Raw genomic sequence first — 22,739 nt, 5'->3', positions numbered from 1 at the left:
GATCAGTCGTGCGGCAGCGGCTCGACGGGCTGCGTCTCCCCCGATGCCGGAGCGGCGGCGGCGGGAGGAGCGGCGGGAGCAGCAGGAGCCTCGCCGGCGGCGGGAGCAGGGGTCCGCTCCTCCCCCGCGGTCGCACCGATCAGCCCGGCCACCCGCGCGGCCACGGCCTCGGGGTCGGCGAACAGCTCGAAGTTGTGCACCCGCAGGTAGTGCCAGCCCAGCCGGCGCAGCAGCTCCGGACGCAAGCGCAGCGACACGCGCAGGCTCTGCGTGCTCACGTCGCGGTCGGTCTCGACCACCACGGCACGGGTCCCGTGCGCGGCGACGAGGGCCAGCTTGCCCTTGTGCCCGATGTTGACCCGGAGTCCGCGGCGCTCGAGGCGCGCGGCGAGATCCACCAGCATCGGCTCCGAGTAGTCGTCGCGATCGCTCGGCTGGACGCGGTCCTCCGCCTCCTGCAGCACCTGCGCGAGCGCGACCATGCCGTATCGCATGCGCGACTCGTCGATGTCGCCCGGGCGAAAGCACGAGACGATGTCCATCGAGCGGCGGGCACGGGTCATCCCGACCGCCAGCAGACGCTCTCCACCCGGCTCCGCGAGCGCGCCGAAGTTCGACAGCAGGCGACCGTGGGGCGTCCGGCCGTAGCCGATCGAGAAGATGACGCGGTCACGGCTCTGCGCGACCGACTGCTCCAGAGTCACGACGGCGAAGGGCTCGGGCCGATCGCCGAGGATGAAGTCGCTCAGGTCGGTGCGCTTGGCGAAGGCCGTCAGCACCGCCTGCTGCACCCGCACGGCGTGGCGAGGGCTCGCGGTGATGACCATCAGCGACTCGCGCGGACGGATCACGGCGTGCTCGAGCACCAGCTCGACCACCTTCGCGACCTCGGCGTCGACGGACTCGACGGCTCCGGAGTCGTTCTCGGGCATGCCGTGCCCGCTCGCGATGTAGTGGAAGCGGAGCGAGTCGTGTCCGAGGAAGGAGCCGGCCCAGGGCAGGGAGTCGATGCGGCCGCCGTAGAAGCGGCGGTTGACAAGCTCGGCCAGGTCCTCGCCGCCCGCGCGGTAGCTGCGGGTGAGCGTGACGGTGTTGAGCAGCTCGCCGAGTCGGGCGAGCGCCGACTGGGCGTGCAGCGCCTCCACGTCGGTCCGCGAGGCGGTGGAGCCGAACTCCGGCGTCTCGTCGACGCGCAGGCCGAAGGGAGTGGGGGTCTGCGTGACCGGGTCGCCGAACGCGACGACCTGCTTCGCCCGGCGGATCGCTCCGACGTTCTCGGCCAGCGTGGTCGCCCCGGCGTCGACGAGGAACACCGCGTCGAAGGTCGTCTCGGTGCCGATGCGGTGCACCTCGTACGGAGAGGCGAGCCACGCCGGAGCGAGCACGCGCGAGAGGTGCGGAGCGGCCTTCTGCAGCTCCTGAGGGGTCGTCGCCGCCTCGGTGCGCAGCAGCGCGCGCAGCGCGTCGCGCTCCTGCGGCCAGTCGACGAGCCCGATCTTCCAGGTCTCGGAGAGCTTCCAGGCCAGCAGCTCGGCGCTCGAGGCGGCGTGCGCCTCGTCGACGAGCTTGAAGTCGGCCTCGAGCCGGTCGAGCACGCTCGTGTTGCCGCCGAGCAGCGCGCGCTCGTCGGTCAGCATGATCTCGAGCGCCGAGCGCCACCAGGCCAGGTCCAGCTCGCCCGCGACCAGCTCGGCCGGCACGTGGCGGCGCGAGAGATCGGTGAGCAGCGGGTCCAGGCCCCAGTCGCGCAGGGTGGCGAGGAGGGTCGTCCGCTCCTGGAGGTTGGCGAGCACCTCGCTGTCCTCGGCGAGGCCGGACACCATCGAGGCCAGCTCCGCGAGAGGGAGCGAGGCGAGCTGCAGGTTCGTCCCGCGGCGGCCGAGCGGCTCGTCGAGACGGCTCAGCTGGTCGGTCACCTGCTGGTAGGCCACCTGCACGTCGGCGACGCCGACCGGGACCTCGGGGATCGTGCCGGCGACCGCGTAGCGCTGCCACAGCGTCCGCTGCTGCTGCACCCGGCGGAGCGCCGCGTTGAGGTCGGTGACGTGCGCGCCGGGACGCAGGTACTCGCGGGCGAGCTTCTTCAGGCGCCGGCGGTTGGTGGACGACATCTCGGCGGCCTCGCGGCGCGGCGAGGTGGCGACGATGAGGTCCTGGATCGAACGGTCGAAGACGGCCGGCTGGAACTTGTCCAGCGTCTCCCGGACGTCCTGCAGCAGGCGCAGGTAGATGCCGAGCTCGGCGACCGACTCGAACGGGCGCATGCGCGTCTGGCCGATGACGTCCTGGGCGCGGTCGAGCAGGCGCGGAAGGTCGCGCAGGTGCAGGCGCTTGGCCAGCTCGTGGGCGATCTCGGCGTCGGCGGTGGAGTCGAACTGTGCGCCGTACCAGGGCGAGTCGCCCGGGCCGTAGCGGAACTCGCCCAGGCGCGCCGACTCGATCAGCATCCGGGTCGCCTCGGGGCGGCTGTGCGCGAGAGCGGTGACGGAGCGGCGGTCGAGGCGGGCGGCGGTCGACGGCGGCGTCCGCAGCTGCGAGAGGCGGGCGAGCTCCTCGAGGGCCTGCAGCGCCGAGACGCCGAAGCTCTCGTCGCGGCGGGAGAGCGCGCCGCGGTAGTCGAGCAGCACCTTCCGCAGCCGGAGCAGGGCGTCGTCGATCTCGCTGACGGAGGGGCGCGCGGCCTTCTCGTTGCGGCCGATCGACTGGATGAGGTCGCGGCGGAGCGTGCGGGGCCCGACCGCGATGCCGCCCAGGCCCCCCGAGATCAGGCGCTGGTGGATGCTGTCGAGGCTCGACCGGCGGGCGCTGACGACCAGCACGCGCTTGTGCTGGGCGGCCAGGGCGCCGATCGCGTTGACGATGGTCTGGGTGCCGCCCGTGCCGGGAAGGGTCTTCACGACGAGCGAGTTGCCGGCCGCGATGTTCGCGATCACCTGCTCCTGCTCGGCGTCCGCGTCGAGGAGGAGGTTGTCGGTCGCCGGAGGACGCTCGTCCTGCGGGATGATCGACGCCACCTTCTGCGACTGCTGCAGCGCCCGCTTGGCGGCCGGGTTCCCGGCGACGGCGTCGAGGACGGGGTGCTCGAGCATCCGGGCGTCGCGGAGCATGTCGCCCGCCACGTCGGCGAAGCTCGAGACCACGAGGCGCGGGTGCACGGCGAACCACGGCAGGTGCGAGGTCAGGCCGCGCAGCTGGTCGATGACCGGCTGCGGCTTGAAGACGCCGTTCTGCACGGCCAGCTCGACGAACTGCTCGGGGTCGATCGTGATGCCGAACTGCTGCTTGAGGGCACGCGCGAGCTGCGGGTTGAAGTAGGGCTGGCCCTTGAGCTTGAGCTCGAAGTCGCGGCCGTAGCGGCGGATGGCGAGCGGGCGCAGGAGCACGGGTGCGGTGAACTCCGTGTCGCCGGCGCGCCACTGGGCGAGGCCGATGGCGAGGTGGACGCCCTCGATGCCGCGGACCGAGCGCAGCTCGATCCCCTTGTCGGTGATCGCACCCGCGGCGTTCTTCGCGGTGCGCAGGGCGAGCTCGTCGCGGATGAGCGAGGAGAGGAGCGTCGTCTTGCCCGAGATGAACGGGGGCAGCCCGCCGGGGTGCGTGGTCGAGAGCTCGATGCGCGTCCGGGGCGAGTCCACGAAGTGGAGCAGGGGCGACGGACCGCCGACCTTGGCGAGCTCGTCGCGCCACGACTGCCACACCGGATCGGCCACGTTGCCGCCCTGGTAGCCGGCCTCGCCGCTCGTCACCTGCACGGGAGAGGTCGCCGTCGGGGAGAGCCGATGCGCGGACGCCTCCCCCTGGTCACCGGATTCGGGTGAGGTCGCCACCGGTCCGGCTCCTGGGAAATCGTCGACTCGTTGCACACGGACACCCTAAACCGGGCACCTCCGAAAGGCCGTAGCGACGCGGGTCGGCGGCACGGCACCTCCGAACGGCTCACCTGCCTGGAGCATCGGAGGCACGCGGAGCGCCGGGTCGGATCGGCGAGCGCGCCCGCCCGATCGGGGCGGGCGGGGGTCAGGAGGGCCAGACGGCCAGGGGCGGCGCCGTCTCGACCCGGCGCTCGTCGCCGACCACGCGGATCCGGCTGCTCACGCGGTCGTGCCCGGCGGCCGCGGCGACCGCGGTCATGACGAGCCGGGCGTGGTCGCGCGTGAGATGCCCGAAGGCGCTCCGCAGATCGACGGGGCGGCCGGTGGCGAGCGACACGGCGATGCGCGCGACCGCCTCCTCCGAGAGGTCGAGGAGGCACGCCTGCTCGGCGAGGACGGCGAAGTCGATCCGCGGCGCGGCCTCCGTGGCGGCACCGGCCGCCCACGGGTGCTCGGGGCGGAGGCATCCGGCGCGGACGAGGAGCTGCTCCGCGGCCTCGAGGCCGAGCCCGGCGAGGACGGGGATCATGCCGCGGTCCGCTCGGCGCGGCGCCCGGAGGCGCGGACCCCGACGGACACGACGGCCGACAGCAGGAAGGCGACGCCGGCGATCAGCGGCGCGAGCCAGCCGAGGACGCTCACCTCGTCGACGTCCGTGCCGAAGTACTGCCAGTGCGCGATGGCGTAGACGAAGAGGGAGAAGAAGCAGAGCGCGACGCCCGTGAGCGCCGACACCAGGTCTGCCGGACGAACGAGGGGCTCGTGCTCCGCCGAGGCGGCCTGCTCGATCGCGGGCTCGGAGAGGGCGGCGGCCGGGACCTGCGGGAGGGTCGCGGTGGCGGGGTGCTGCGTCATGTCTCCGAGGGAACCAGCCGCGCGGTGTCACGGTCGTCACTCGCTGGCATGACGTCCTGAGCCGAGCGGATGGTGGCGCAGTCGGCCGGTCAGGGAGCGACGGGACCGTCCGCTCGGGCCGGTCGGCGTCCGAGCGACGACTGGAACCGCAGCAGGTACCCGTCGGGATCGGCGACCACCAGCTGACGGACGCCCGCCTCCTCCGCTTCGACCCGGTACCAGCGGGTCTCGAGCGGCGAGAACAGCGGCGTCCCGGCCTCGGCGAGCGCCGCCGCCGTCCGGTCCGCGTCGTCGACGTGCAGCTGCAGGTTCATCCCCCGGCCGAGCGGGCGCTCCAGCGGTGCCGCGATCCAGTTGCGGCCCCGCTCCGCCTCTTCGAGCATCACGTGCGCGGAGCCGAGGACCAGGTACGCGAAGCCCTCCTCGGGCCGGGCGTAGTGGATCCGGAACCCGCAGGGACCGCACCAGAACCCCAGGCTCCGGTCGAGGTCGGCGACGAGCAGCTCGGGGACGAGATCGGGATCGGCCATCCGCGCGGTCTACGCCTCGGCGCCCTCGGGGCGCTTCGTGCGGCCCGGGAGCAGGAGCAGGCCCGAGACGCCCACGACGATCAGCAGGATGGCCGCGACCGTGACGAAGGAGGCCAGCGCCAGCACGGGCATGATGATCGTCAGGACGCCCGCGATGACCGAGGCGATCCCTGCCGCGATCGGCAGCCACGCGGGGCCGGCGACGGTGCGGCCGCTGGTGATGCTCGAGACGCCGTCGAGGATCCAGCCCGCGCCGATCACGAGGCCCAGGACGCTCAGCGACTCGAACGGGTTCGACAGGCACAGGATGCCTGCGACCAGGATCAGGGCGCCTAGCAGGCCCGCGAGCCAGCGCACCCGGGCATCGAGCCGCGAGGCGGTGAAGGCCAGCAGCAGGCGGAAGACGCCCGCGGCGATCAGGTGGATGCCGAAGACGATGGCGACGGTCAGCAGCGTCGGACCGGGGATCAGGACGGCGATGACGCCGAGCACGATCGCGATCAGCGAGACGGCGATGATCCACCAGCGCTCGACGGAGGTGCGGGACATCGTGGGCGCGGCGGTCTCGGACATGGCGTTCCTTCGCGTCGGGGAGTGCGGACCCCTCGAACGTTAGGGCACCGGGGCGGGGTGGCGCGGGGCCTTGCGCCCGCCCGCCCGTGGACGCAGGTCAGTGGCGCGATCCGGTGCGCGCCGCGGCACGGTGCCGCCGCACGCGGCGCACCACGAGCGCGAGCAGCAGCACGCCGAACGCGCTGTAGATGATCGCGTCGAGCACGCCCGCGTACTGGTCGACGAGCTCGTACTGCGTGCCGAGGGCCGCGCCGAGGCCGATCAGCAGGCCGTTCCAGACGCCGGAGCCGAGGATCGTCAGTCCCGAGAACAGCAGCAGGTTCATCCGCTCGGCCCCCGCGGGGAGCGAGATGAGGCTGCGCACGCCCGGGATGAGGCGACCGAAGAGGACCGCCCAGGTGCCGTGCCGGCGGAACCAGCCGACCGCCTTCTCGAAGTCCTCGCGGTCGACCAGCGGGAGCTTGGAGAGCAGGCGGATCGAGCGCTCCGTGCCGATGCGGTGGCCGAGCGCGTAGAGGATCAGGCCGCCGAGGTAGGCGCCGAGGGTCGCCGTGATCACGACCAGCACCAGGTTCATCCGGCCCTGCTGGGCGAGGAAGCCGGCCAGCGGCAGCACGAGCTCGCTCGGGATCGGCGGGAACACCGTCTCGATCAGCGTCAGCAGGCCGACGCCCGTCTCTCCGAGCGCGGCGATCACCCGCGCGGCGACGCCGACGAGTCCGGAGAGCTCGTCGATGCTGTCGGAGGAGGAGGCGGTCGCCACGGAGGCGGGGGCGAGGGCGAGGGTCGCGATCGTCATGACTGAGAAGCTACTCAGTCCGCCGAGCGCGCACCTGGGAATCCGGCGGCCCGCTCAGGGGCGGCCGGTGAGCACGACGGTGTCCGATCCCTGCAGCCGCACCTCGACCGAGGCGATCTCGGACAGCGGGAGCCCGGTGGCGAGGCTGGGCTCCATCGTCGTCCCCGGCGCGCTCGTCCACGATCCGACGGCCTCGGTGCCGCCCGAGGTGTCCGTGACGTAGAGGACGTAGCCGGCCGAGCCCGCGTACTGCTCGGCCGTGTCGGCCCAGCTGCAGTCCATGTCGATCCGCGTGCCCCACTGCTGCGGCACGAACCGCACGGAGGCCTCGACGGGGACGCCCGGAGCCGCGGCGAGCGAGACGGTCGAGCCGACGGTCTCGACGGGGGCGAGGGACGGGCCGATCGCGAGCGGCAGGGCGACGGCGGCGGCGGCCGAGACGCCCGCGGCGGCGAGCACCAGGCCCGCGATGCGCAGCCGCGTCCGGCGGCGGACGGAGTCGGTGGCCGCGGCGAGGCGGGTCAGCAGTGCCGCCGGAGCCGGATCGCCGGCCGCCTCCGGCTCCTCGACCAGGCGCATCGCCTCGTCCTGGGGCAGGTGGGCCAGCAGGCCCGGCAGCGGGACGAACTCGGCGAGGGACTCGCGGCAGCCGGGGCAGGCGCGCAGGTGCAGCTCGTACTCGCGGCGGTCGGCGGCGGTCAGGGATCCGAGGAGGTACGCGGCGTCCCAGTCGCGGAAGGGGTCGTCGTGCCGGTCGTCGGAGGAGGGGTCGCGGTTCACAGCTCCGTCACCCCCCGCTCCTGCAGTGCGAGCTTGAGGGCCCGCATCCCGTAGTGCATCCGAGACTTGACGGTGCCCGGGGCGATCCCCAGCAGCGCGGCGATCTCGGTGACCGTGCGGCCGCCGTAGTAGGCGTGCACGATGACGGCGCGATGGTCGTGGCTCAGTCCGCTGAGCGCGTCCGAGAGCAGCCAGGCGTCGAGCACCTGGTCGGTGCGGTCGGCGGTCGGGCGCTCGGGGACCTCGTCCGTGCCCAGCTCCCGGGCGTAGCGGGCGCTGCGGCGGTCGTCGATGACGAGGTTCCGGGCCACGGTGTAGAGCCAGGAGCGGGCGGCGGCCTCGCCCTGGGCGAGGATCTCGGGGTGCTTCCAGGCGCGCAGCAGCGCCTCCTGCACGACGTCCTCCGCCATCTGGCGGTCGCCGGTCAGGCGCAGCACGAACCGCCAGAGCGCGCTGGCGTGCTCGTCGTGCAGCGCACGCAGCATCTGGGCCTGATCCTCGGACATCTCCACCTCTTTCCTGCACCAACGTAACGGGGGCCCGAACGGTTCAGCCGGTTCGCGCGAGCGGCCCCACTCTGGTACTCCGGAGTCGATGACCTTCCCCGATGCCGACGACGCCGCCCGCGTGCGCTCCTTCCTCCGCGACAACCGCTCGCGGATGCTCGACGACGTCCGGCACCTCGTGATGATCGAGAGCCCCAGCGACTCCCTCGAGGCGCTCGGCGAGCTGCACGCCTTCCTGGTGCACTGGGTGGGAGAGCGGCTCGGGCACGACGCCGACGTGCAGCACCGGCGTGCGCAGGACGCGCCGACCGCGACCAGCTGGACCGTCCCGGCGAGCGGCGGCGCGAGACCGCACCGCGGCACGCGTCCGTTCGTGGCGCTGCTCGGCCACTACGACACGGTGTGGCCCCTGGGCACGACCCGCTCCTGGCCCTTCGCCGTCGACGGCGACCGCCTGAGCGGACCGGGCAGCTACGACATGAAGGCCGGGCTGGTGCAGATGGTGTGGCTGGTGGCCGCGCTCCGCCACGCCGGCGTCCCGCATCCGGCCGTCCGCCTGGTGATGAGCGGGGACGAGGAGATCGGCAGCGCCGCCTCCCGCCCGTTCCTGGAGCGGCAGTGCGCGGGCGCCGACGCGGTCCTGGTGTTCGAGGGCGCGATCGGCGACGCGGTCAAGACGGCGCGCAAGGGCATCGGGCGCTTCGTGATCGACGTGGTCGGGGTCGAGGCGCACGCCGGGGTCGAGCCGGAGAAGGGGGCGAGCGCGATCCACGAGCTCGGCTCGCTGATCCCGCGGGTGCTGGCGATCGCGCGGGAGGAGGAGGGCACCTCGGTCAACATCGGAGTGGTCTCCGGCGGCTCGCGGGTCAACGTGACGACGGCCCGCGTGCGCCTGGAGCTGGAGGCGCGGATCCGCGGATCCGCCGAGGCCGCCCGCGTCGAGGCCGAGCTCGACGCGCTCGCCGCCGCCGACCCGCGCATCCGGCTGGAGGTGCGCGGCTCCTGGGAGCGGCCCGTCTTCGAGCGGACCGCCTCCGTCGCCGCGCTCTACCGCAGGGCCGAGCGGGTCGCGAAGCGGATCGACGTCCCCCTCCGCGAGATCGCGGTCGGCGGGGCGAGCGACGGCAACCTCGTCGCCGCGCTGGGCCTGCCGGTCCTCGACGGGCTCGGCGCCCCGGGCGAGGGGGCGCACGCGCGCAGCGAGGCGATCGGCATCGAGGGCATGCTGGAGCGGACGGCGCTGGCCGCACTGCTGGTCGCCAGCTTCGGCGACGAGCACTGACCGGCTGCAGAGGAAGGACGAGCGGATGACCCTGTACGAATCGCGCCCCGTGGGCGTCGTGATCGAGGCTCCGGCCGCGGAGGTGTACGCCTTCGTCTCCGACCCGGCGAACCTCCCGCGGTGGGCCGCGGGCCTCGCCTCCTCCGCGCTCGAGCAGGTCGACGGACGCTGGTTCGCCGACTCGCCGATGGGCCGGGTCGAGGTGCGCTTCGCCCCGCAGAACCCGTTCGGCGTCGCGGACCACGAGGTCACGCTCCCCGACGGGACGGTGGTGGACAATCCGCTCCGGGTGCTCGTGAACGGGGACGGCGCCGAGGTGGCCTTCACCGTGCGGCGGCGCCCCGGGATGAGCCTCGACGACTGGGACGAGGACTGCGCGCGGGTCGCGGACGACCTCGAATCGCTCCGGCTGCTGTTCGAGCGCGGGGCGCTGTAGGTTCGTCACAGCTCCGGCGCAGGGCCGGCACCCGTGAGAACGAGGACGCGATGACCTCCCCCGATCGTCCGAGCACCCGCCCCGCAAGCGGCATCGAGCTCAACGGCCTCGATACGATCCAGGAGTCGGAGCGGCACGGCCGCCCTCGCGACCTCTTCTGGCCGTGGTTCGCCGCGAACGTGTCCGTGCTCGGGCTGAGCTACGGCTCCTTCCTCCTCGGCTTCGGCCTCTCCTTCGGGCAGGCGACGCTCGTCAGCGTGATCGGGATCGTCGTCTCGTTCCTCTTCTGCGGTCTGGTCGCCGTCGCCGGCAAGCGCGGCTCCGCCCCGACGATGGTCCTCAGCCGGGCGGCCTTCGGGGTCGACGGCAACCGCCTCGTCTCGGTGATCTCCTGGCTGCTCACGGTGGGCTGGGAGACGGTGCTGGCCTCCCTCGCGGTGCTCGCGACGGCGACGGTGTTCGAGGAGTTCGGCTGGGACGGGGGCGTGCTCACCAAGGTGGTCGCGCTGATCGTGGTCGCCGCGCTCATCGTGATCGCCGGGATCGCGGGCTTCCGCCTGATCATGCGGCTCCAGCTCGCGATCACCGTCGCGACCGCCGTGCTGACCGTGGTCTACGTCGTGCTCGTCCTCGACCGGATCGACCTCGCCGCCGTCGGCGCCCTGCCCGCGGGCTCGGCCGCCGCGGTCATCGGCGGGCTCGTGTTCATGATGACCGGCTTCGGGCTGGGCTGGGTGAACGCCGCGGCCGACTACTCCCGCTACCTCCCCCGCGGTGCCCGCACGAGCGGAGTGATCGCGTGGACGACGATCGGCGGAGCGGTCGCGCCCGTCGTGCTGGTGGTCGTCGGCCTGCTGCTGGCCGGCTCCTCGCAGGAGCTCTCGGACGCGATCGCCGCGGACCCGATCGGAGCGCTCGCCGGGATCCTGCCGACCTGGTTCCTGCTCCCCTTCATCGTCGTCGCGCTGCTCGGCCTGATCGGCGGGGCCGTGATGGACATCTACTCCTCGGGCCTGGCGCTGCTCAGCACGGGGCTCAAGGTCTCGCGGCCGGTGGCCGCCGGGATCGACGGCGTGCTGATGGTCCTCGGAGCGGTCTACGTCGTGTTCGTCGCGGGCGACTTCCTCGGCCCGTTCCAGGGCTTCCTGATCACCCTCGGCGTGCCGATCGCGGCCTGGCTCGGCGTGTTCCTCGCCGACCTCCTCCTCCGCCGGCGCGACTACGACCAGGAGGCCCTGTACGACTCCCGCGGCCGCTACGGCAGCGTCTCGGCGGTCCCCGTGGCCCTCGTGCTGATCGGCGCGGTCGTCGGCTGGGGCCTGGTGGTCAACTACTCCCCCGGGTTCGAGTGGGAGGGCTACCTCCTCGGCCCGCTCGGCGGCCGCGACGGCGACTGGGCCGGCGCCAACCTCGGCGTCCTCGTGGCGCTCGTGATCGGCTTCGCGGGAACGCTCGCCCTCTCGCGCGGGGCCGTCCGCCGCCAGGAGGCCTCGGCGTGAGCCTGCTCGTCGCGATCGACCTGCAGCACGTCTTCGCCGACGCCGAGTCGCCGTGGGGATCCGGCGGATTCGAGCGCGCGGCCGAGGGGACCCGCCGGCTCCTCCCGGCGTTCGGCGAGCGGGTCGTGACCACCCGCTTCGTCGCCCCGGAGCGGCCCGCCGGCGCGTGGATCCCCTACTACCGCGAATGGCCGTTCGCGCTCGTCCCCGAGAGCGACCGGCTCTACGAGCTCGTGGCCGGGTTCGAGGGCCATCGCACGATCACCGCCACGACCTTCGGCAAGTGGGGGCCCGAGCTCGAGGCCGAGCTCGACGACTCCCGCGAGCTCGTGCTCACCGGCGTCTCGACCGACTGCTGCGTGCTCTCGACGGCGCTGGCGGCCGCGGACGCCGGAGTGCGGGTCAGGGTCGCCGCGGACGCCTGCGCCGGCGCCTCCGAGGCCGACCACCAGCGCGCGCTCGACGCCATGTCCCTGTACGCGCCGCTGATCGAGATCACGACCGTGGACGCGGTGCTGGCGGACCTGCGCGACCGGGTCTGAGACCGCGGGCGGGACACGAGCCGCTCGCGCCGGTCGGCCCCGCGCGTCGCGGGGCGACCCCGTCACCCGGCATGATGTCGGCATGTCCTCCACCGACGAGCGCGTCAGCCCGGCTTCCCGCACCCTGGTCATCGGCGAGGCGCTGATCGACATCGTCGAGCGAGACGGCAGCGCCACGGAGCACGTCGGCGGCTCCCCGGCCAACGTCGCCCTCACGCTCGCCCGCCTCGGGCGGCCCGCGACCCTCGTCACCGACATCGCCGACGACGAGCGCGGCCGCCGCATCAGCGCCCACCTCGAGGCCTCCGGAGTGGAGGTCCGGCACGGCGACTCGGAGCGCACCAGCACCGCTCGGGCGGTCCTCGCCGCGGACGGGTCGGCCCGCTACGTCTTCGACCTCTCCTGGAACCCGCCGGCGGCGGACCCGGAGGGCGCCTCCCACGTCCACACCGGCTCCATCGCGATCTTCCTCGAGCCGGGCGGATCCGCCGTGCTCGGGCTCCTCGAGGCTCTGCCCGCCGGAGTGACGGCGAGCGTCGACGCGAACATCCGTCCGGCTCTGGTCGGCGCGCACGCCGAGGCGCTCGCGCGCTTCGAGCGGATCGCCGCCGCGTGCGAGGTCGTGAAGCTCAGCGACGAGGACGCGGAGTGGCTCTACCCGACGATGCAGCTCGACGAGGTCCTCAGCAGGCTGCTCTCCCTCGGGTCGCAGCTCGCGGTCGTCACCCGCGGCGCGGAGGGACTGCTGCTGGCCTCGGCCGTCACGCGGGTGACCGTGCCCGCCGCCCGGATCGTGGTGGCGGACACGATCGGCGCCGGCGACTCCGCGATGGGCGCGATCCTCGACGAGGCGTTCCGCCAGGGCCTCGGCGCCGCGAACGGGATGCTCCTCGACGGCCCCGCCCTGCACGCGATCGGCCGCCACGCCGCGCACGTCGCCGGCATCACGACCTCCCGCTCCGGCGCGAACCCGCCCACCCGCGACGAGCTCTGAGGACCGGGGGCGGACCTTCTGCGGGACGCCCCTGGTGCTCGCGTCGGGACGCGGAGATACTGGGCGCACCTCGACGGAAAGGCGTGCCGTGCCCACTTCACTGAGCCCCTACATCGGCTTCGACGGCTCCGCGCAGGAGGCGATGGAGTTCTACCGGGACGTCCTCGGCGGCGAGCTCAGCTCCAGCCGCTTCGGCGACTTCGGGATGAGCGCGGATCCGGCCGACCAGGACCGGATCATGCACGCCCAGCTCGTCACGCCGAGCGGGATGATCCTGATGGGCTCCGACTCCCCCTCCTCGAGCCCGGCCGAGAGCGGCGCCCGCATCACGATCGCGCTCTTCGGCGACGACGACGCCGAGCTGAGCGGCTACTGGGACGGCCTGGCCGAGGGCGGCACGGTCGTCGAGCCGCTGGTCGCCTCGCCCTGGGGCGACCGCTTCGGGATGCTGGTCGACCGCTACGGCGTCGGCTGGATGGTGAACATCGCCGCTCCGCCGGCCTGACGCTCCTCCCCAGCGCGGGATCGGGGCACGCCTCCCCCGGGTGCGTCCACCCGTCCCGCCGGGCGCCGCGGCAGGCGCAGAATGGAGGGGCCGCTCCCGCTCCGGGGGCCGTCCCACCTCTCACGAAGGCTGCAGATGACGATCACGCTCGGGTACAAGGCATCGGCGGAGCAGTTCGGCGCCCGGGAGCTCGTCGAGCTCGCGGTCGGCGCAGAGCGGCACGGCTTCGAGACCGCGGTCGTCTCGGACCACTTCCAGCCGTGGCGGCACACGGGCGGGCACGCGCCGTTCTCCCTCGCCTGGCTCGCCGCGGCCGGTGAGCGCACCTCCACCATCACCCTCGGCACCTCCGTGATGACCCCGCACTACCGCTACAATCCCGCCGTCATCGCCCAGGCGTTCGGCACGCTCGGCGTGCTCTACCCCGAGCGGATCATGCTCGGCGTCGGCACCGGCGAGGCGCTGAACGAGGTCGCCACCGGCTACCAGGGCGCGGGCGAGCAGACCTGGCCCGAATTCAAGGAGCGCTTCGCCCGCCTGCGCGAGGCCGTGCGGCTCATGCGCGCGCTCTGGGCGGGCGACCGCGTCACCTTCGACGGCGAGTACTACTCCACGCACGAGGCGTCGATCTACGACAAGCCCGAGAGCGGCGTGCCGGTCTACATCGCGGCGGGCGGCCCCGTCGTCGCGAAGTACGCCGGCCGCGCGGGCGACGGCTTCATCTGCACGTCGGGCAAGGGCATGGAGCTCTACACCGAGAAGCTGCTCCCCGCCGTCGAGGAGGGCGCCGCGGCGGCCGATCGCGACTCCTCGACCATCGACCGCATGATCGAGATCAAGCTCTCCTACGATCCCGATCCGGCGCTCGCGCTCGAGAACACGCGCTTCTGGGCGCCGCTCTCGCTGTCGCCGGAGCAGAAGCACTCGCTGACCGATCCGGTCGACATGGAGCGCGCCGCCGACGAGCTGCCGATCGAGCAGGTCGCGAAGCGCTGGATCGTCGGCTCCGACCCCGAGGAGACGGTCGCGCAGATCAAGCCCTACGTCGACGCGGGCTTCACCCACCTGGTCTTCCACGCCCCGGGCGACGACCAGCAGCGCTTCTTCGACGCCTTCGAGCGCGACCTCGCGCCGCGGCTGCGCGCGCTCTGACCTCCCGCCTCCGCCACGACCCCCTTCGGAAGGGCCGCTCCCGCATGACCACGGCCACCCTGCTCGCCCGGCTCGACCGCGGCGAGGCGCTGACGCGCGTGACCGCCGAGGAGCTCCTCGGCGCGCGCGGCGACGACCTCGACCTGCTGCTGGAGGCCGCCGGCCGCCTGCGCGACGACGGACTCGCCCGCCGCGGACGGCCCGGCGTCGTCACCTACTCGCGGAAGGTCTTCGTCCCGCTGACCAAGCTCTGCCGCGACCGGTGCCACTACTGCGTCTTCGTGGAGACACCGGGCGGGCTCGCGGCCAAGCGCGAGTCGACCTTCATGGAGCCGGAGGAGATCCTCGAGGTCGCCCGCGCCGGTGCCGCGCTCGGCTGCAAGGAGGCCCTGTTCACGCTCGGCGACCGCCCGGAGGACCGGTGGCCGGTCGCCCGCGCCTGGCTCGCCGAGCACGGCTACGCCTCGACGCTCGAGTACGTGCGCGCGATGGCCGTCCTGGTGATGAGCGAGACGGGCATGGTCACGCACTTGAACCCCGGCGTGATGTCGTGGGCCGAGCTGCAGCGGCTCCGCCCGGTCGCGCCCTCGATGGGCATGATGCTCGAGACGACCGCCGAGCGCCTCTGGTCGGAGAAGGGCGGCGTGCACTACGGCTCCCCGGACAAGGACCCGGCGCTGCGCCTGCGCGTGCTCGAGGACGCGGGACGCAGCCGCATCCCCTTCACCACCGGCGTGCTGCTGGGCATCGGCGAGAACGCGGCGGAGCGGGCGGACGCCCTCTTCGCGATCCGCGAGTCCCACGAGCGGTGGGGCCATGTGCAGGAGTGCATCGTCCAGAACTTCCGCGCGAAGCCGCGGACGGCCATGCAGAACGAGGTCGACCTCGAGCTGCAGGAGTACGTGGCCAACGTCGCGGTCGCGCGCCTCGTGCTGGGCGCCGAGGCGACGATCCAAGCGCCGCCGAACCTCACCGACGAGCAGGAGCTCGGGCTGCTGCTGCGCGCCGGGGTCGACGACTGGGGCGGTGTCAGCCCGCTCACGGCGGATCACGTGAATCCGGAGCGCCCCTGGCCGAACATCGACGACCTCGCGCGGCTCACCGCGACGGCCGGCTACCGGCTGCACGAGCGGCTGACCGCCCACCCGCAGTACCTCCGCGACTCGGCCACCTGGATCGATCCGCGCGTCGCTCCCTACGTCGAGGCGCTCGCCGACCGCGGGACCTGGCTCGCCGACGAGGCGGCAGCGGTCCTCCCCCGGCCCTACCGCGACTCGCTCGACGCCCTGCCCCGACCGGTCGCGCCCGCCCTCGGCGCCGTGCTCGCCCGGGCGGAGACGGACCCCGCCGGTCTCGAGGACGCCGACTACCTCGCCCTGCTCGCAGCCGACGGCGACGACCTCGACGCCCTCTCCGCTCTGGCGGACGACCTGCGGCACGACGCCGCCGGCGACGAGGTCTCGGTCGTCGTCAACCGCAACATCGACACCTCCCTCTGGGGAGACGGCGGGCTGACCGTCGAGCGGCTGGAGGAGCTCGCCGACGAGGCGGTCGCGCTCGGCGCCACCGAGCTCTGCCTCCAGGGCGCGATCGGACCGGAGCACCCGGGCGACGATCTGCTGCTGATCGTCCGCACGCTGAAGCAGCGGCAGCCCTCGCTGCACCTGCACGCCTACCGGCCCGGCGAGATCCTCGAGGTCGCCCGGCGCACGGGCCGAACCCTGCCCGCGATGCTCGACGCTCTGCGCGAGGCCGGCGTGGACTCCGTCCCGGGGACCGCCGCCCGCATCCTCGACGACGACGTCCGCGCCGTCCTGAGCGAGGGGACGGACCCGACCGTGGCCGAGTGGCGGGAGGCGATCGCGGCCGCGCACCGCAGCGGCCTCCGCTCCACCTCGACCATGGTCTACGGACACGTCGAGACCCCCGAGCAGCAGCTCGCGCACCTGCGCACGCTCGCGGCGATCCAGGACGAGACGGGCGGCTTCACCGAGTTCATCGCGATGCCCTTCGTCCCGGCGGAGGCGCCTCCCGCCGTGGTGCGCGCGAGCCGGGGCGGGCCGACCCTCCGCGAGACCCGCGCCGTGCACGCCGTCGCACGGCTCGTCCTCCACGGCCGGATCCCCCACGTGCAGACCGCCTGGACCAAGCTCGGACTGCACGCGGCGCAGGTCCTCCTCCGCGGCGGGGCGGACGACCTCGGCGGCCTGCTGCTCGACGGCGCCCTGCGGCCCGAGGCCGGAGCGGAGGCCTACCGCTCGCTCGACATCGCGACCGTCGCCCGGCTGAGCGGCGAGATCGGCCGCGGCTGGCGCCAGCGCACCACGACGTACGGCGTGGTCGCGCCGGAGAGGGCGCTGCGGGCGGAGCCCGTCGCAGCGGCGGGTCCGCAACGGATGCGCCTCCCGGTCCGCGGGACCCGCCGGGCGTCATGACCCGCTCCGAGTACCTGCGGCGCCAGGCCGATCTGGTCCGGGAGGAGCGGATCGAGTCCGACAGCGCCACCGTGCGGCTGCTGACCGCGGGCGCCGAGAGCCCGCGCGCGGTCCTGCTGCTGACCGGCGTCGGCCGGGGCGCGCGGAGCGACACCGGACTGCTGCTGCCGATGCTGGCGCGGCGCCACCGCGTCGCCGCGCTCGAGCTCGCCGATCTCGGCGACCCCTGGCTCGACGGACCCGCCGCGGTCCGCGCCTCCCTGGACGCGCTCGGCGCCGAGGAGGCCGTCCTGATCGGCCACTCGCTCGGAGCCGCCGTGGCCTTCGCCGCGGGCGATCGGCGGGTGCGCGCCCTCGCCCTCGTGGCCGGATGGCTGCGCCCGACGGAGCGCCTCCTCCGCACGGCGCGCCTCTGGCCGATGCTGCCGCCCGACGCGCAGGAGGAGGCCGCTCGGCTCCTCGCCGTCCGCTCGGCCACCGCCTCCTCCCCGTGGGGCGCCGACGCCGCGCGGATGCTCGCCGCCTCCGCCCGGGCCGACGTCGCTGCGGCCGCCTCGGACTGCCGGGTTCCCGCCCTCGTGGTCGGCTGCTCCGCCGACGCCGTCGCCGGCGTCGAGGGCGCCGAGGCCCTGCTCGGCGCGATCGACGACGCCCGCTACGCCGTCCTCGACTCCGGTCACGCGGTGCTCGCCGAGCGGCCCGCCGAGCTCCTCGCCGTCCTCGAGCACTTCCTCGCCGATCCGCACCGCGACCCGGCGGGCAGCGTCCTGGCGAGGACGACGGTCTGATGGACGTCGACGTCGTCGTGATCGGCGCCGGGTTCGCCGGGCTCGGAGCCGCGGTCCGCCTGGAGCGCCGCGGCGGGACCTCGTTCGTCGTGCTGGAGCGCGCCGAGCGGATCGGCGGGACCTGGCGGGACAACGTCTACCCCGGAGTCTCCTGCGACATCCCCTCGCACCTCTACTCCTACTCCTTCGCCCCCGAGGCCGACTGGTCGGCGTTCTACGCCCCCGGGGCCGAGATCCAGTCCTACCTCGAGCGCGTCGTCGAGAAGGAGGGCCTGGCGCCCCGGCTCCGGCTGGGGACCGAGGTGCTCGAGGCGGTCTTCGACGAGGAGGCGCACCGCTGGCGGGTGCGCACCTCCCGGGGCGACCACTCCGCCGCGGTCCTCCTCGTCTGCGCGGGGCGCCTCTCCGAGCCCCGCCTCCCGGCCGTCCCGGGCCTGGATTCGTTCGCGGGTCCCGCCTTCCATTCCGCCCGCTGGAGGGACGACGTCGACCTCGACGGGAAGCGCGTCGGTATCGTCGGCTCGGGAGCCTCCGCCGTGCAGATCGTGCCGCACCTCGCCGAGCGCGCCGCCGAGGTGGTGCTCTTCCAGCGCTCGGCCCCGTACGTCGTCCCCCGCCGGAACCGCCCGTACCCGCCGGAGGAGCGCCGAACCCTCTCCCGCGCGCCCGGGGCCCTCGCGAGGCTCCGCGAGGAGCTGTTCTGGCGCGCCGAGCTCGGCTTCGCCGGCCGCGTCGCCGTGCCCGAGGCCATCGACCGGCTGCGGGCGGAGGCGCTCGGCCACCTCGAGGCGCAGATCATCGATCCCGCGCTCCGCGCCGTGCTGACTCCGGACTACGAGATCGGCTGCAAGCGCGTGCTCCTCTCGGACGACTACTACCCCGCTCTCGCGCAGCCGCACGTCCGCGTCGTCCCCGGTCCGCTCCGGCGCCTCGAGGAGGGCGCCGCGCTCGGCGACGACGGTGTCCCGCACAGGGTCGACGTGCTCGTCTTCGCGACCGGCTTCCACTCCACGCGGCCGCCCTTCGCCCGGCGCATCCGCGGCCGCGGCGGCGTCCTCCTCGCCGACCGCTGGGCCGACGGCATGGTCGCGTACGAGTCGACCGCGGTCCACGGCTTTCCGAGCCTCTTCGTCGTCAACGGCCCCAACGCGAGCCTCGGCCACAACTCCGCGGTGCACATGATCGAGACGCAGATCGCCTACGTGCTCGCCGCGCTCGACCACCTCGCGGTCTCCGGCGCCGACCGGCTCGAGGTCACCGCCGAGGCCGAGGCCGCCTCCGTCGCCCGCCTCGACGCCCTCAGCGCCGACACCGTCTGGACCAACGGCGGCTGCGAGAGCTGGTACCTGGACGACAACCGGCGACTCACGCTGCTCTGGCCCGACTTCGCCTTCGCCTTCCGCGAGGAGCTCGGCCGGTTCGACCCCTCGGCCTACACGACCTGACCGCGGCTCGCTATCGTGACCGCATGACCGACCGCGTGCTCGCTCCCGAACCGCCCGCCGACGGCGCGAAGCCGAAGGGACCGGCCTCGTACTTCCCGAGCATCGAGAAGACCTACGGCCGTCCCGTCCAGGACTGGCTCGATCTCGTCGACGAGCGGCTGCGCTCCGAGCCGCACATGCAGGTCGTCACCTGGCTGAAGACCGAGCACGGCCTGGGCCACGGCCACGCCAACGCGATCGTCGCCTACGTCCGGGCCGCCCGCGCCTGACCGGTCCGCCCGTCGTCCGCACAGGCTAGGCCCGCCGGCCTCCCCGGACCACCCGTCGTCGGCGCCCGCGCCGTCCGGGGATAATCGGGGCATGCGCGAAGACGACGATGTCGATCTGGTGATCGACGCGTGGGCCGGGGCCCTGCCCGACCTCGATTTCGCGCCTCTGGACGTCGTCTCCCGCCTCCGCCGGCTCAGCCCGCGCGTGCAGGAGGTGCGGCGGCAGTCCTTCGCCGTCAGCGATCTCGCCCCGTGGGAGTTCGAGCTCCTCTCGCTGCTGCGGCAGCGCGGGGAGGGCGGGATGACGCCCTCGGCCCTGGCCACGCACCTCGCGTTGTCCAGCGGCAACCTCGCCAGCCGCGTCGACCGCCTCGGGGCTCGCGGGCTCGTGGTCCGCGAGCAGAACGCCGCCGACTCGCGCAGCAAGATCGTCTCGCTCACCCCGCGGGGCATGAAGCGGGTCGACGAGGCTATGCGGAATCTCGTCGCCGCTGAGGGCGAGGTGCTCGCCGACCTGGACGCCGCGCAGGTGTCGGTCCTCATCGAGTGCCTGCGGCGGATCAGCGACACCCTCGACCGACTGCAGTGACCCGCTACGCCCGACGAGCCTGAGAGGTCAAGCCCGTTCGGAGAGACGGGCACCGGACGTAGCGTGAAGCGTGCACGGTCGAGGCGTCAGCCACCCGTGCGGATGATCGCGAAAGCGGAGAGCACCATGACACAGATTTCTTCTATCCAACCCGCGCGATGGAGCCGGAACGGAGTCAGGATCGTCGTCGTCCCCGGGGCGGAGCTGCCCCGGTTCCGACTCGAGATCGACGCCCGACTGACCACCGCGCCCTCCCTCGTCCCCACCGGACCCTTCTCGACCGTCGAGGAGGCCGAGCGGGCCGCCGAGGTCGCCGCCGGCCTGCTGGGGGCGAAGATCCCGGCCTGAGCGCACACCCGTCGAGACGGCCGGATCAGCCCGCGAGCTCCGCGAGCGATCCGGTCGGGACCGCGATCCACCCCTCGGCCTCCGCCGCCTCCTGGAGTTCGGGAGGCACGGGCATGGTCGCGCCCAGGGCGTGGGCGCGGGCGTTGAGAGCGGCGACGACGGCGTCGAACGCGTCGTCGGAGCGGCTCATCAGCGCGAGCGCGGGCGCCGGCACATCGAGCCAGGGTGCGGCCCGTCGCAGCGACTCCGCGGCGAGCGCCACGGCCTCCGGTCGCGTCTTGTACCCCGTGGTGTCCACTCCCCAGAGCCGCAGCGCCGCCGCCGGGTACGCCTCGACGAGCCGTCCGCGCCCGGAGCGGTCGACGTCCTCCCCGCTCGCGGCGAAGGCGTCGAGCAGCTCCGCGCAGCGCATCGCGGTCATCCCGAGCCGGTCGGTCGAGACGCTGAGCGGCCAGCGGCCGGTGACCTCGCGCGCCACCCGGTCCGTCTCGCGGTACGCGAGGCGGCGGCGCCAGTCGCGTCCCGCGAGCGTCCGCGGCGAGACCTCCCGTCGCGTGTGCGCGGAGACGAACGCCGCGAACTCCACCGGCCAGCCGAACGCGCAGTCGATCCCGATGACCGCCGCGTCCCGTGACGCATCGACGATCGTCGCGTCCTCGGCGCCGAGGGCGAGCGAGCGGACGACGGCCCGGCCGCCGGAGAACTCGAGGGCGGCGAGAGCGGTGCGCACCGGCTCCGCAGCGAGGTCGACACCGATCGTGAGCACGGGGACAGGGTAGGCGCTCCGGCGCTACGCTCGAGCGATGACGCCGCCCGCTCCCTCCTCCCGGGCGGAGTCGGCCCGCGTGCCGGTCGCGCTCCTCCGCCTCCTCGTGGCCGCCGCCGTTCTGGTGGCCGTGATCGCGACGGCCGTCGACACCGCCTCTCGGACGCCGCTGAACCCGTTCAACTTCTTCGGCTTCTTCACCATCCAGAGCAACATCGTGCTGGCCGTCGTGCTCGGAGCCACCGCCGTGCTCGCGCTCCGCCGCCGTCCCGCGCCCGGCGGGCTCCTACTGGTGCGGGGTGCCTTCACCGGGTACATCATCGTCGTCGGCCTCGTGTACAACACCCTCCTCACCGATGTGGCGGGCGGAGTGGCGCTGCCGTGGGCCAACACCGTCATGCACGTGCTGTTCCCCGTCTACGGACTGCTCGACTGGCTGCTGCTCGCGGATCGCCCTCCGCTGCCGTGGCGCAGGCTCTGGCTGGTCGTGGTCTACCCGATCGTCTGGCTCGTCGTGGTGCTGATCCGCGGAGCGACGGACGGCTGGGTGCCCTATCCGTTCCTGGATCCCGCGACCGGGTACGGGCAGGTGTCGGTGTTCGTCGTCGGGATCGCGGTCGCGTTCCTCGCGTCGGGGGCGCTGGTCTGGGCGATGAGCCGGCTGCGGATCGTGCCGGTGGCGGGCGGCTGAGAGGACGCTCGCCTTCCAGACGGTTCCGCCCGCCGGACGACCGGATCCGCTGCCGTCGCGCACATCCGGCCCGTTCTGGGGTCACCCGTTCGGGGTCATCCGGGGCGCCGCTCCCCTAGCGTCAGCACCGACGGCTCCCCCACCGTCCTCCCCCTCGAGAACGGTCCCCCATGAGCCTCTCCCTCTCCCGCCCGCCGACCCCGAGCCGCCGCGTCCGCGCCCTCGCCGTCGGAGCCGCGCTCGCCCTCGCCGCCGCGCTGCTCCCGGCGCAGGCCGCCGCCGCCGCCACTCCCGCCACCCTCTCGGTGCTGAGCCTCGGCGACTCCATCACCCAGGCCTACGGGACCTGCGGCTCCTTCGCGGACTGCCCCCGCAACAACTGGTCCACCGGCACCAGCTCCTCGGTGAACTCCTTCGCCTCGCGCCTGCGGACCGCGCTCCCCGGCACCACCGTCACGACCGCGAACTTCGCCACCACCGGCGACGTCGTCGCGCAGGTCCCCTCGCGGATCGACGCCGCGGTCGCCGCCGGCGTGCGGCCGGACGTCGTCACCCTGCTCATCGGCGGCAACGACCTCTGCTCTCCCGACAACCGCGTCGCCTCCGACGGCTACACGATGACGCCGGCGAGCACGTTCCGCACCGGAGCCTCCGCCGCGATCACGAAGATCCGCACCACGTGGCCCTCCGCCCGCATCGTCCTCTCGTCGATGCCGAACGTGGCCTCCGAGTGGTCGGTCGTGAAGACCGGAGCCGGCGCGCTCGTCTGGGCGGGCGGCGACCTCTGCCGGACCACGCGCGGCGTCAGCTCCACCGGCCGCAGGCTCAGCAGCACCGCCGCGGCCGCCTCCGCCGCTGCCGCGAAGACGCGGACGACGCAGTACAACACCGCGCTGCAGACGGCGTGCAGCGCCGCCGGTCAGCTCTGCGACTGGGACGGCGGAGCGCTCACCGCGACCCCCGTCACCAAGGGCCTGATCGGGACCACCGACTACTTCCACCCGAGCGTCGCGGGTCAGGCGAAGATCGCCTCGATCCAGTGGGCGGCGTCGAACTTCTCGAAGTAGCCGCCTCCGAAGCGGC

At 73.7% G+C, this 22,739-nt stretch carries 24 protein-coding genes; 15 read left to right on the top strand and 9 right to left on the bottom strand.

Going from position 1 to position 22,739, the window contains the following annotated elements; translation table 11 throughout:
- Nucleotides 1-2 precede the first annotated feature (2 nt).
- From C5C25_RS00825 to C5C25_RS00790, 8 genes are all read right to left on the bottom strand, one after another.
- On the bottom strand, nt 3-3,827 hold the full coding sequence (locus tag C5C25_RS00825; RefSeq protein WP_374955566.1) for a DEAD/DEAH box helicase: 3,825 nt from the start codon (nt 3,825-3,827) through the stop codon (nt 3-5).
- 190 nt (nt 3,828-4,017) lie between these two features.
- Nucleotides 4,018-4,401, bottom strand: coding sequence for a hypothetical protein (locus C5C25_RS00820; protein WP_104249456.1), 384 nt, complete (start codon nt 4,399-4,401; stop codon nt 4,018-4,020).
- Nucleotides 4,398-4,727, bottom strand: coding sequence for a hypothetical protein (locus tag C5C25_RS00815; protein ID WP_104249455.1), 330 nt, complete (start codon nt 4,725-4,727; stop codon nt 4,398-4,400). The genes C5C25_RS00820 and C5C25_RS00815 overlap by 4 nt, the downstream gene beginning before the upstream one ends.
- 89 nt (nt 4,728-4,816) lie before the next feature.
- A complete protein-coding gene (locus C5C25_RS00810; protein ID WP_104249454.1) occupies nt 4,817-5,257 on the bottom strand; it encodes a VOC family protein in 441 nt (146 codons plus the stop codon).
- 9 nt (nt 5,258-5,266) lie between these two features.
- Nucleotides 5,267-5,830 (bottom strand): HdeD family acid-resistance protein, encoded by a 564-nt coding sequence (locus tag C5C25_RS00805; protein WP_104232862.1) that lies wholly within the window; start codon nt 5,828-5,830, stop codon nt 5,267-5,269.
- A gap of 97 nt (nt 5,831-5,927) precedes the next feature.
- Nucleotides 5,928-6,629, bottom strand: coding sequence for a DedA family protein (locus tag C5C25_RS00800; protein WP_104249453.1), 702 nt, complete (start codon nt 6,627-6,629; stop codon nt 5,928-5,930).
- 54 nt (nt 6,630-6,683) lie between these two features.
- The gene (locus C5C25_RS00795) at nt 6,684-7,409 is read right to left on the bottom strand and encodes an anti-sigma factor (RefSeq protein ID WP_104232863.1); all 726 of its coding nucleotides are present in this window, start codon (nt 7,407-7,409) and stop codon (nt 6,684-6,686) included.
- Entirely contained in the window at nt 7,406-7,915 is a 510-nt protein-coding gene (locus tag C5C25_RS00790; RefSeq protein ID WP_104225070.1) for a sigma-70 family RNA polymerase sigma factor, read from the bottom strand. The genes C5C25_RS00795 and C5C25_RS00790 overlap by 4 nt, the downstream gene beginning before the upstream one ends.
- Nucleotides 7,916-8,003: 88 nt before the next feature.
- Here C5C25_RS00790 and C5C25_RS00785 point away from each other — a divergent pair, with 88 nt between their 5' ends.
- The 13 genes from C5C25_RS00785 (at nt 8,004) to C5C25_RS00725 (ending at nt 20,199) form a co-directional block, all read left to right on the top strand.
- Nucleotides 8,004-9,197, top strand: coding sequence for a M20/M25/M40 family metallo-hydrolase (locus C5C25_RS00785; protein ID WP_104225069.1), 1,194 nt, complete (start codon nt 8,004-8,006; stop codon nt 9,195-9,197).
- A gap of 25 nt (nt 9,198-9,222) precedes the next feature.
- Nucleotides 9,223-9,633 (top strand): SRPBCC family protein, encoded by a 411-nt coding sequence (locus C5C25_RS00780; protein ID WP_104249452.1) that lies wholly within the window; start codon nt 9,223-9,225, stop codon nt 9,631-9,633.
- Between the two features lie 50 nt (nt 9,634-9,683).
- Nucleotides 9,684-11,132: a cytosine permease gene (locus tag C5C25_RS00775; protein WP_104249451.1), complete on the top strand. Its 1,449-nt coding sequence runs from the start codon at nt 9,684-9,686 to the stop codon at nt 11,130-11,132.
- Nucleotides 11,129-11,674, top strand: coding sequence for a cysteine hydrolase family protein (locus tag C5C25_RS00770; RefSeq protein WP_104249450.1), 546 nt, complete (start codon nt 11,129-11,131; stop codon nt 11,672-11,674). The genes C5C25_RS00775 and C5C25_RS00770 overlap by 4 nt, the downstream gene beginning before the upstream one ends.
- Nucleotides 11,675-11,756: 82 nt before the next feature.
- On the top strand, nt 11,757-12,668 hold the full coding sequence (locus C5C25_RS00765) for a carbohydrate kinase (RefSeq protein WP_104225065.1): 912 nt from the start codon (nt 11,757-11,759) through the stop codon (nt 12,666-12,668).
- Nucleotides 12,669-12,756: 88 nt separating this feature from the next.
- On the top strand, nt 12,757-13,173 hold the full coding sequence (locus C5C25_RS00760) for a VOC family protein (protein ID WP_104246718.1): 417 nt from the start codon (nt 12,757-12,759) through the stop codon (nt 13,171-13,173).
- Nucleotides 13,174-13,308: 135 nt separating this feature from the next.
- A complete protein-coding gene (gene fgd / locus C5C25_RS00755; protein ID WP_219814369.1) occupies nt 13,309-14,325 on the top strand; it encodes a glucose-6-phosphate dehydrogenase (coenzyme-F420) in 1,017 nt (338 codons plus the stop codon).
- A gap of 44 nt (nt 14,326-14,369) precedes the next feature.
- Nucleotides 14,370-16,760: a 7,8-didemethyl-8-hydroxy-5-deazariboflavin synthase CofG gene (gene cofG / locus C5C25_RS00750; protein WP_104249449.1), complete on the top strand. Its 2,391-nt coding sequence runs from the start codon at nt 14,370-14,372 to the stop codon at nt 16,758-16,760.
- Nucleotides 16,757-17,548, top strand: coding sequence for an alpha/beta fold hydrolase (locus C5C25_RS00745; protein WP_104249448.1), 792 nt, complete (start codon nt 16,757-16,759; stop codon nt 17,546-17,548). The genes cofG and C5C25_RS00745 overlap by 4 nt, the downstream gene beginning before the upstream one ends.
- On the top strand, nt 17,548-18,993 hold the full coding sequence (locus C5C25_RS00740; RefSeq protein ID WP_104249447.1) for an NAD(P)/FAD-dependent oxidoreductase: 1,446 nt from the start codon (nt 17,548-17,550) through the stop codon (nt 18,991-18,993). The genes C5C25_RS00745 and C5C25_RS00740 overlap by 1 nt, the downstream gene beginning before the upstream one ends.
- Before the next feature lie 23 nt (nt 18,994-19,016).
- Nucleotides 19,017-19,262, top strand: coding sequence for a DUF4287 domain-containing protein (locus tag C5C25_RS00735; RefSeq protein ID WP_104249446.1), 246 nt, complete (start codon nt 19,017-19,019; stop codon nt 19,260-19,262).
- Nucleotides 19,263-19,353: 91 nt separating this feature from the next.
- Nucleotides 19,354-19,851, top strand: coding sequence for a MarR family winged helix-turn-helix transcriptional regulator (locus tag C5C25_RS00730; RefSeq protein ID WP_104249445.1), 498 nt, complete (start codon nt 19,354-19,356; stop codon nt 19,849-19,851).
- A 126-nt stretch (nt 19,852-19,977) separates the two neighbouring features.
- Entirely contained in the window at nt 19,978-20,199 is a 222-nt protein-coding gene (locus C5C25_RS00725) for a hypothetical protein (protein WP_146076606.1), read from the top strand.
- Nucleotides 20,200-20,224: 25 nt separating this feature from the next.
- On the opposite strand, the gene C5C25_RS00720 is transcribed toward C5C25_RS00725, so the two are convergent.
- Nucleotides 20,225-20,965 carry a DUF429 domain-containing protein gene (locus C5C25_RS00720; RefSeq protein WP_104249444.1) on the bottom strand — a complete coding sequence of 247 codons (741 nt, stop codon included), beginning with the start codon at nt 20,963-20,965 and terminating at the stop codon, nt 20,225-20,227.
- A 37-nt stretch (nt 20,966-21,002) separates the two neighbouring features.
- On the opposite strand from C5C25_RS00720, the gene C5C25_RS00715 reads away from it, so the two are divergent.
- Both C5C25_RS00715 and C5C25_RS00710 read left to right on the top strand, forming a co-directional pair.
- Nucleotides 21,003-21,656 carry a Pr6Pr family membrane protein gene (locus C5C25_RS00715; RefSeq protein WP_104249443.1) on the top strand — a complete coding sequence of 218 codons (654 nt, stop codon included), beginning with the start codon at nt 21,003-21,005 and terminating at the stop codon, nt 21,654-21,656.
- Between the two features lie 170 nt (nt 21,657-21,826).
- Nucleotides 21,827-22,723, top strand: coding sequence for a GDSL-type esterase/lipase family protein (locus tag C5C25_RS00710; protein WP_104249442.1), 897 nt, complete (start codon nt 21,827-21,829; stop codon nt 22,721-22,723).
- The last annotated feature ends 16 nt before the right edge of the window (nt 22,724-22,739 follow it).

This window comes from Rathayibacter sp. AY2B9 (genome assembly GCF_002931595.1).
Classification (GTDB): domain Bacteria; phylum Actinomycetota; class Actinomycetes; order Actinomycetales; family Microbacteriaceae; genus Rathayibacter.
The sequence above is the reverse complement of the archived record's forward strand: the minus strand, read 5'-3'. Positions and strand labels throughout refer to the sequence as shown.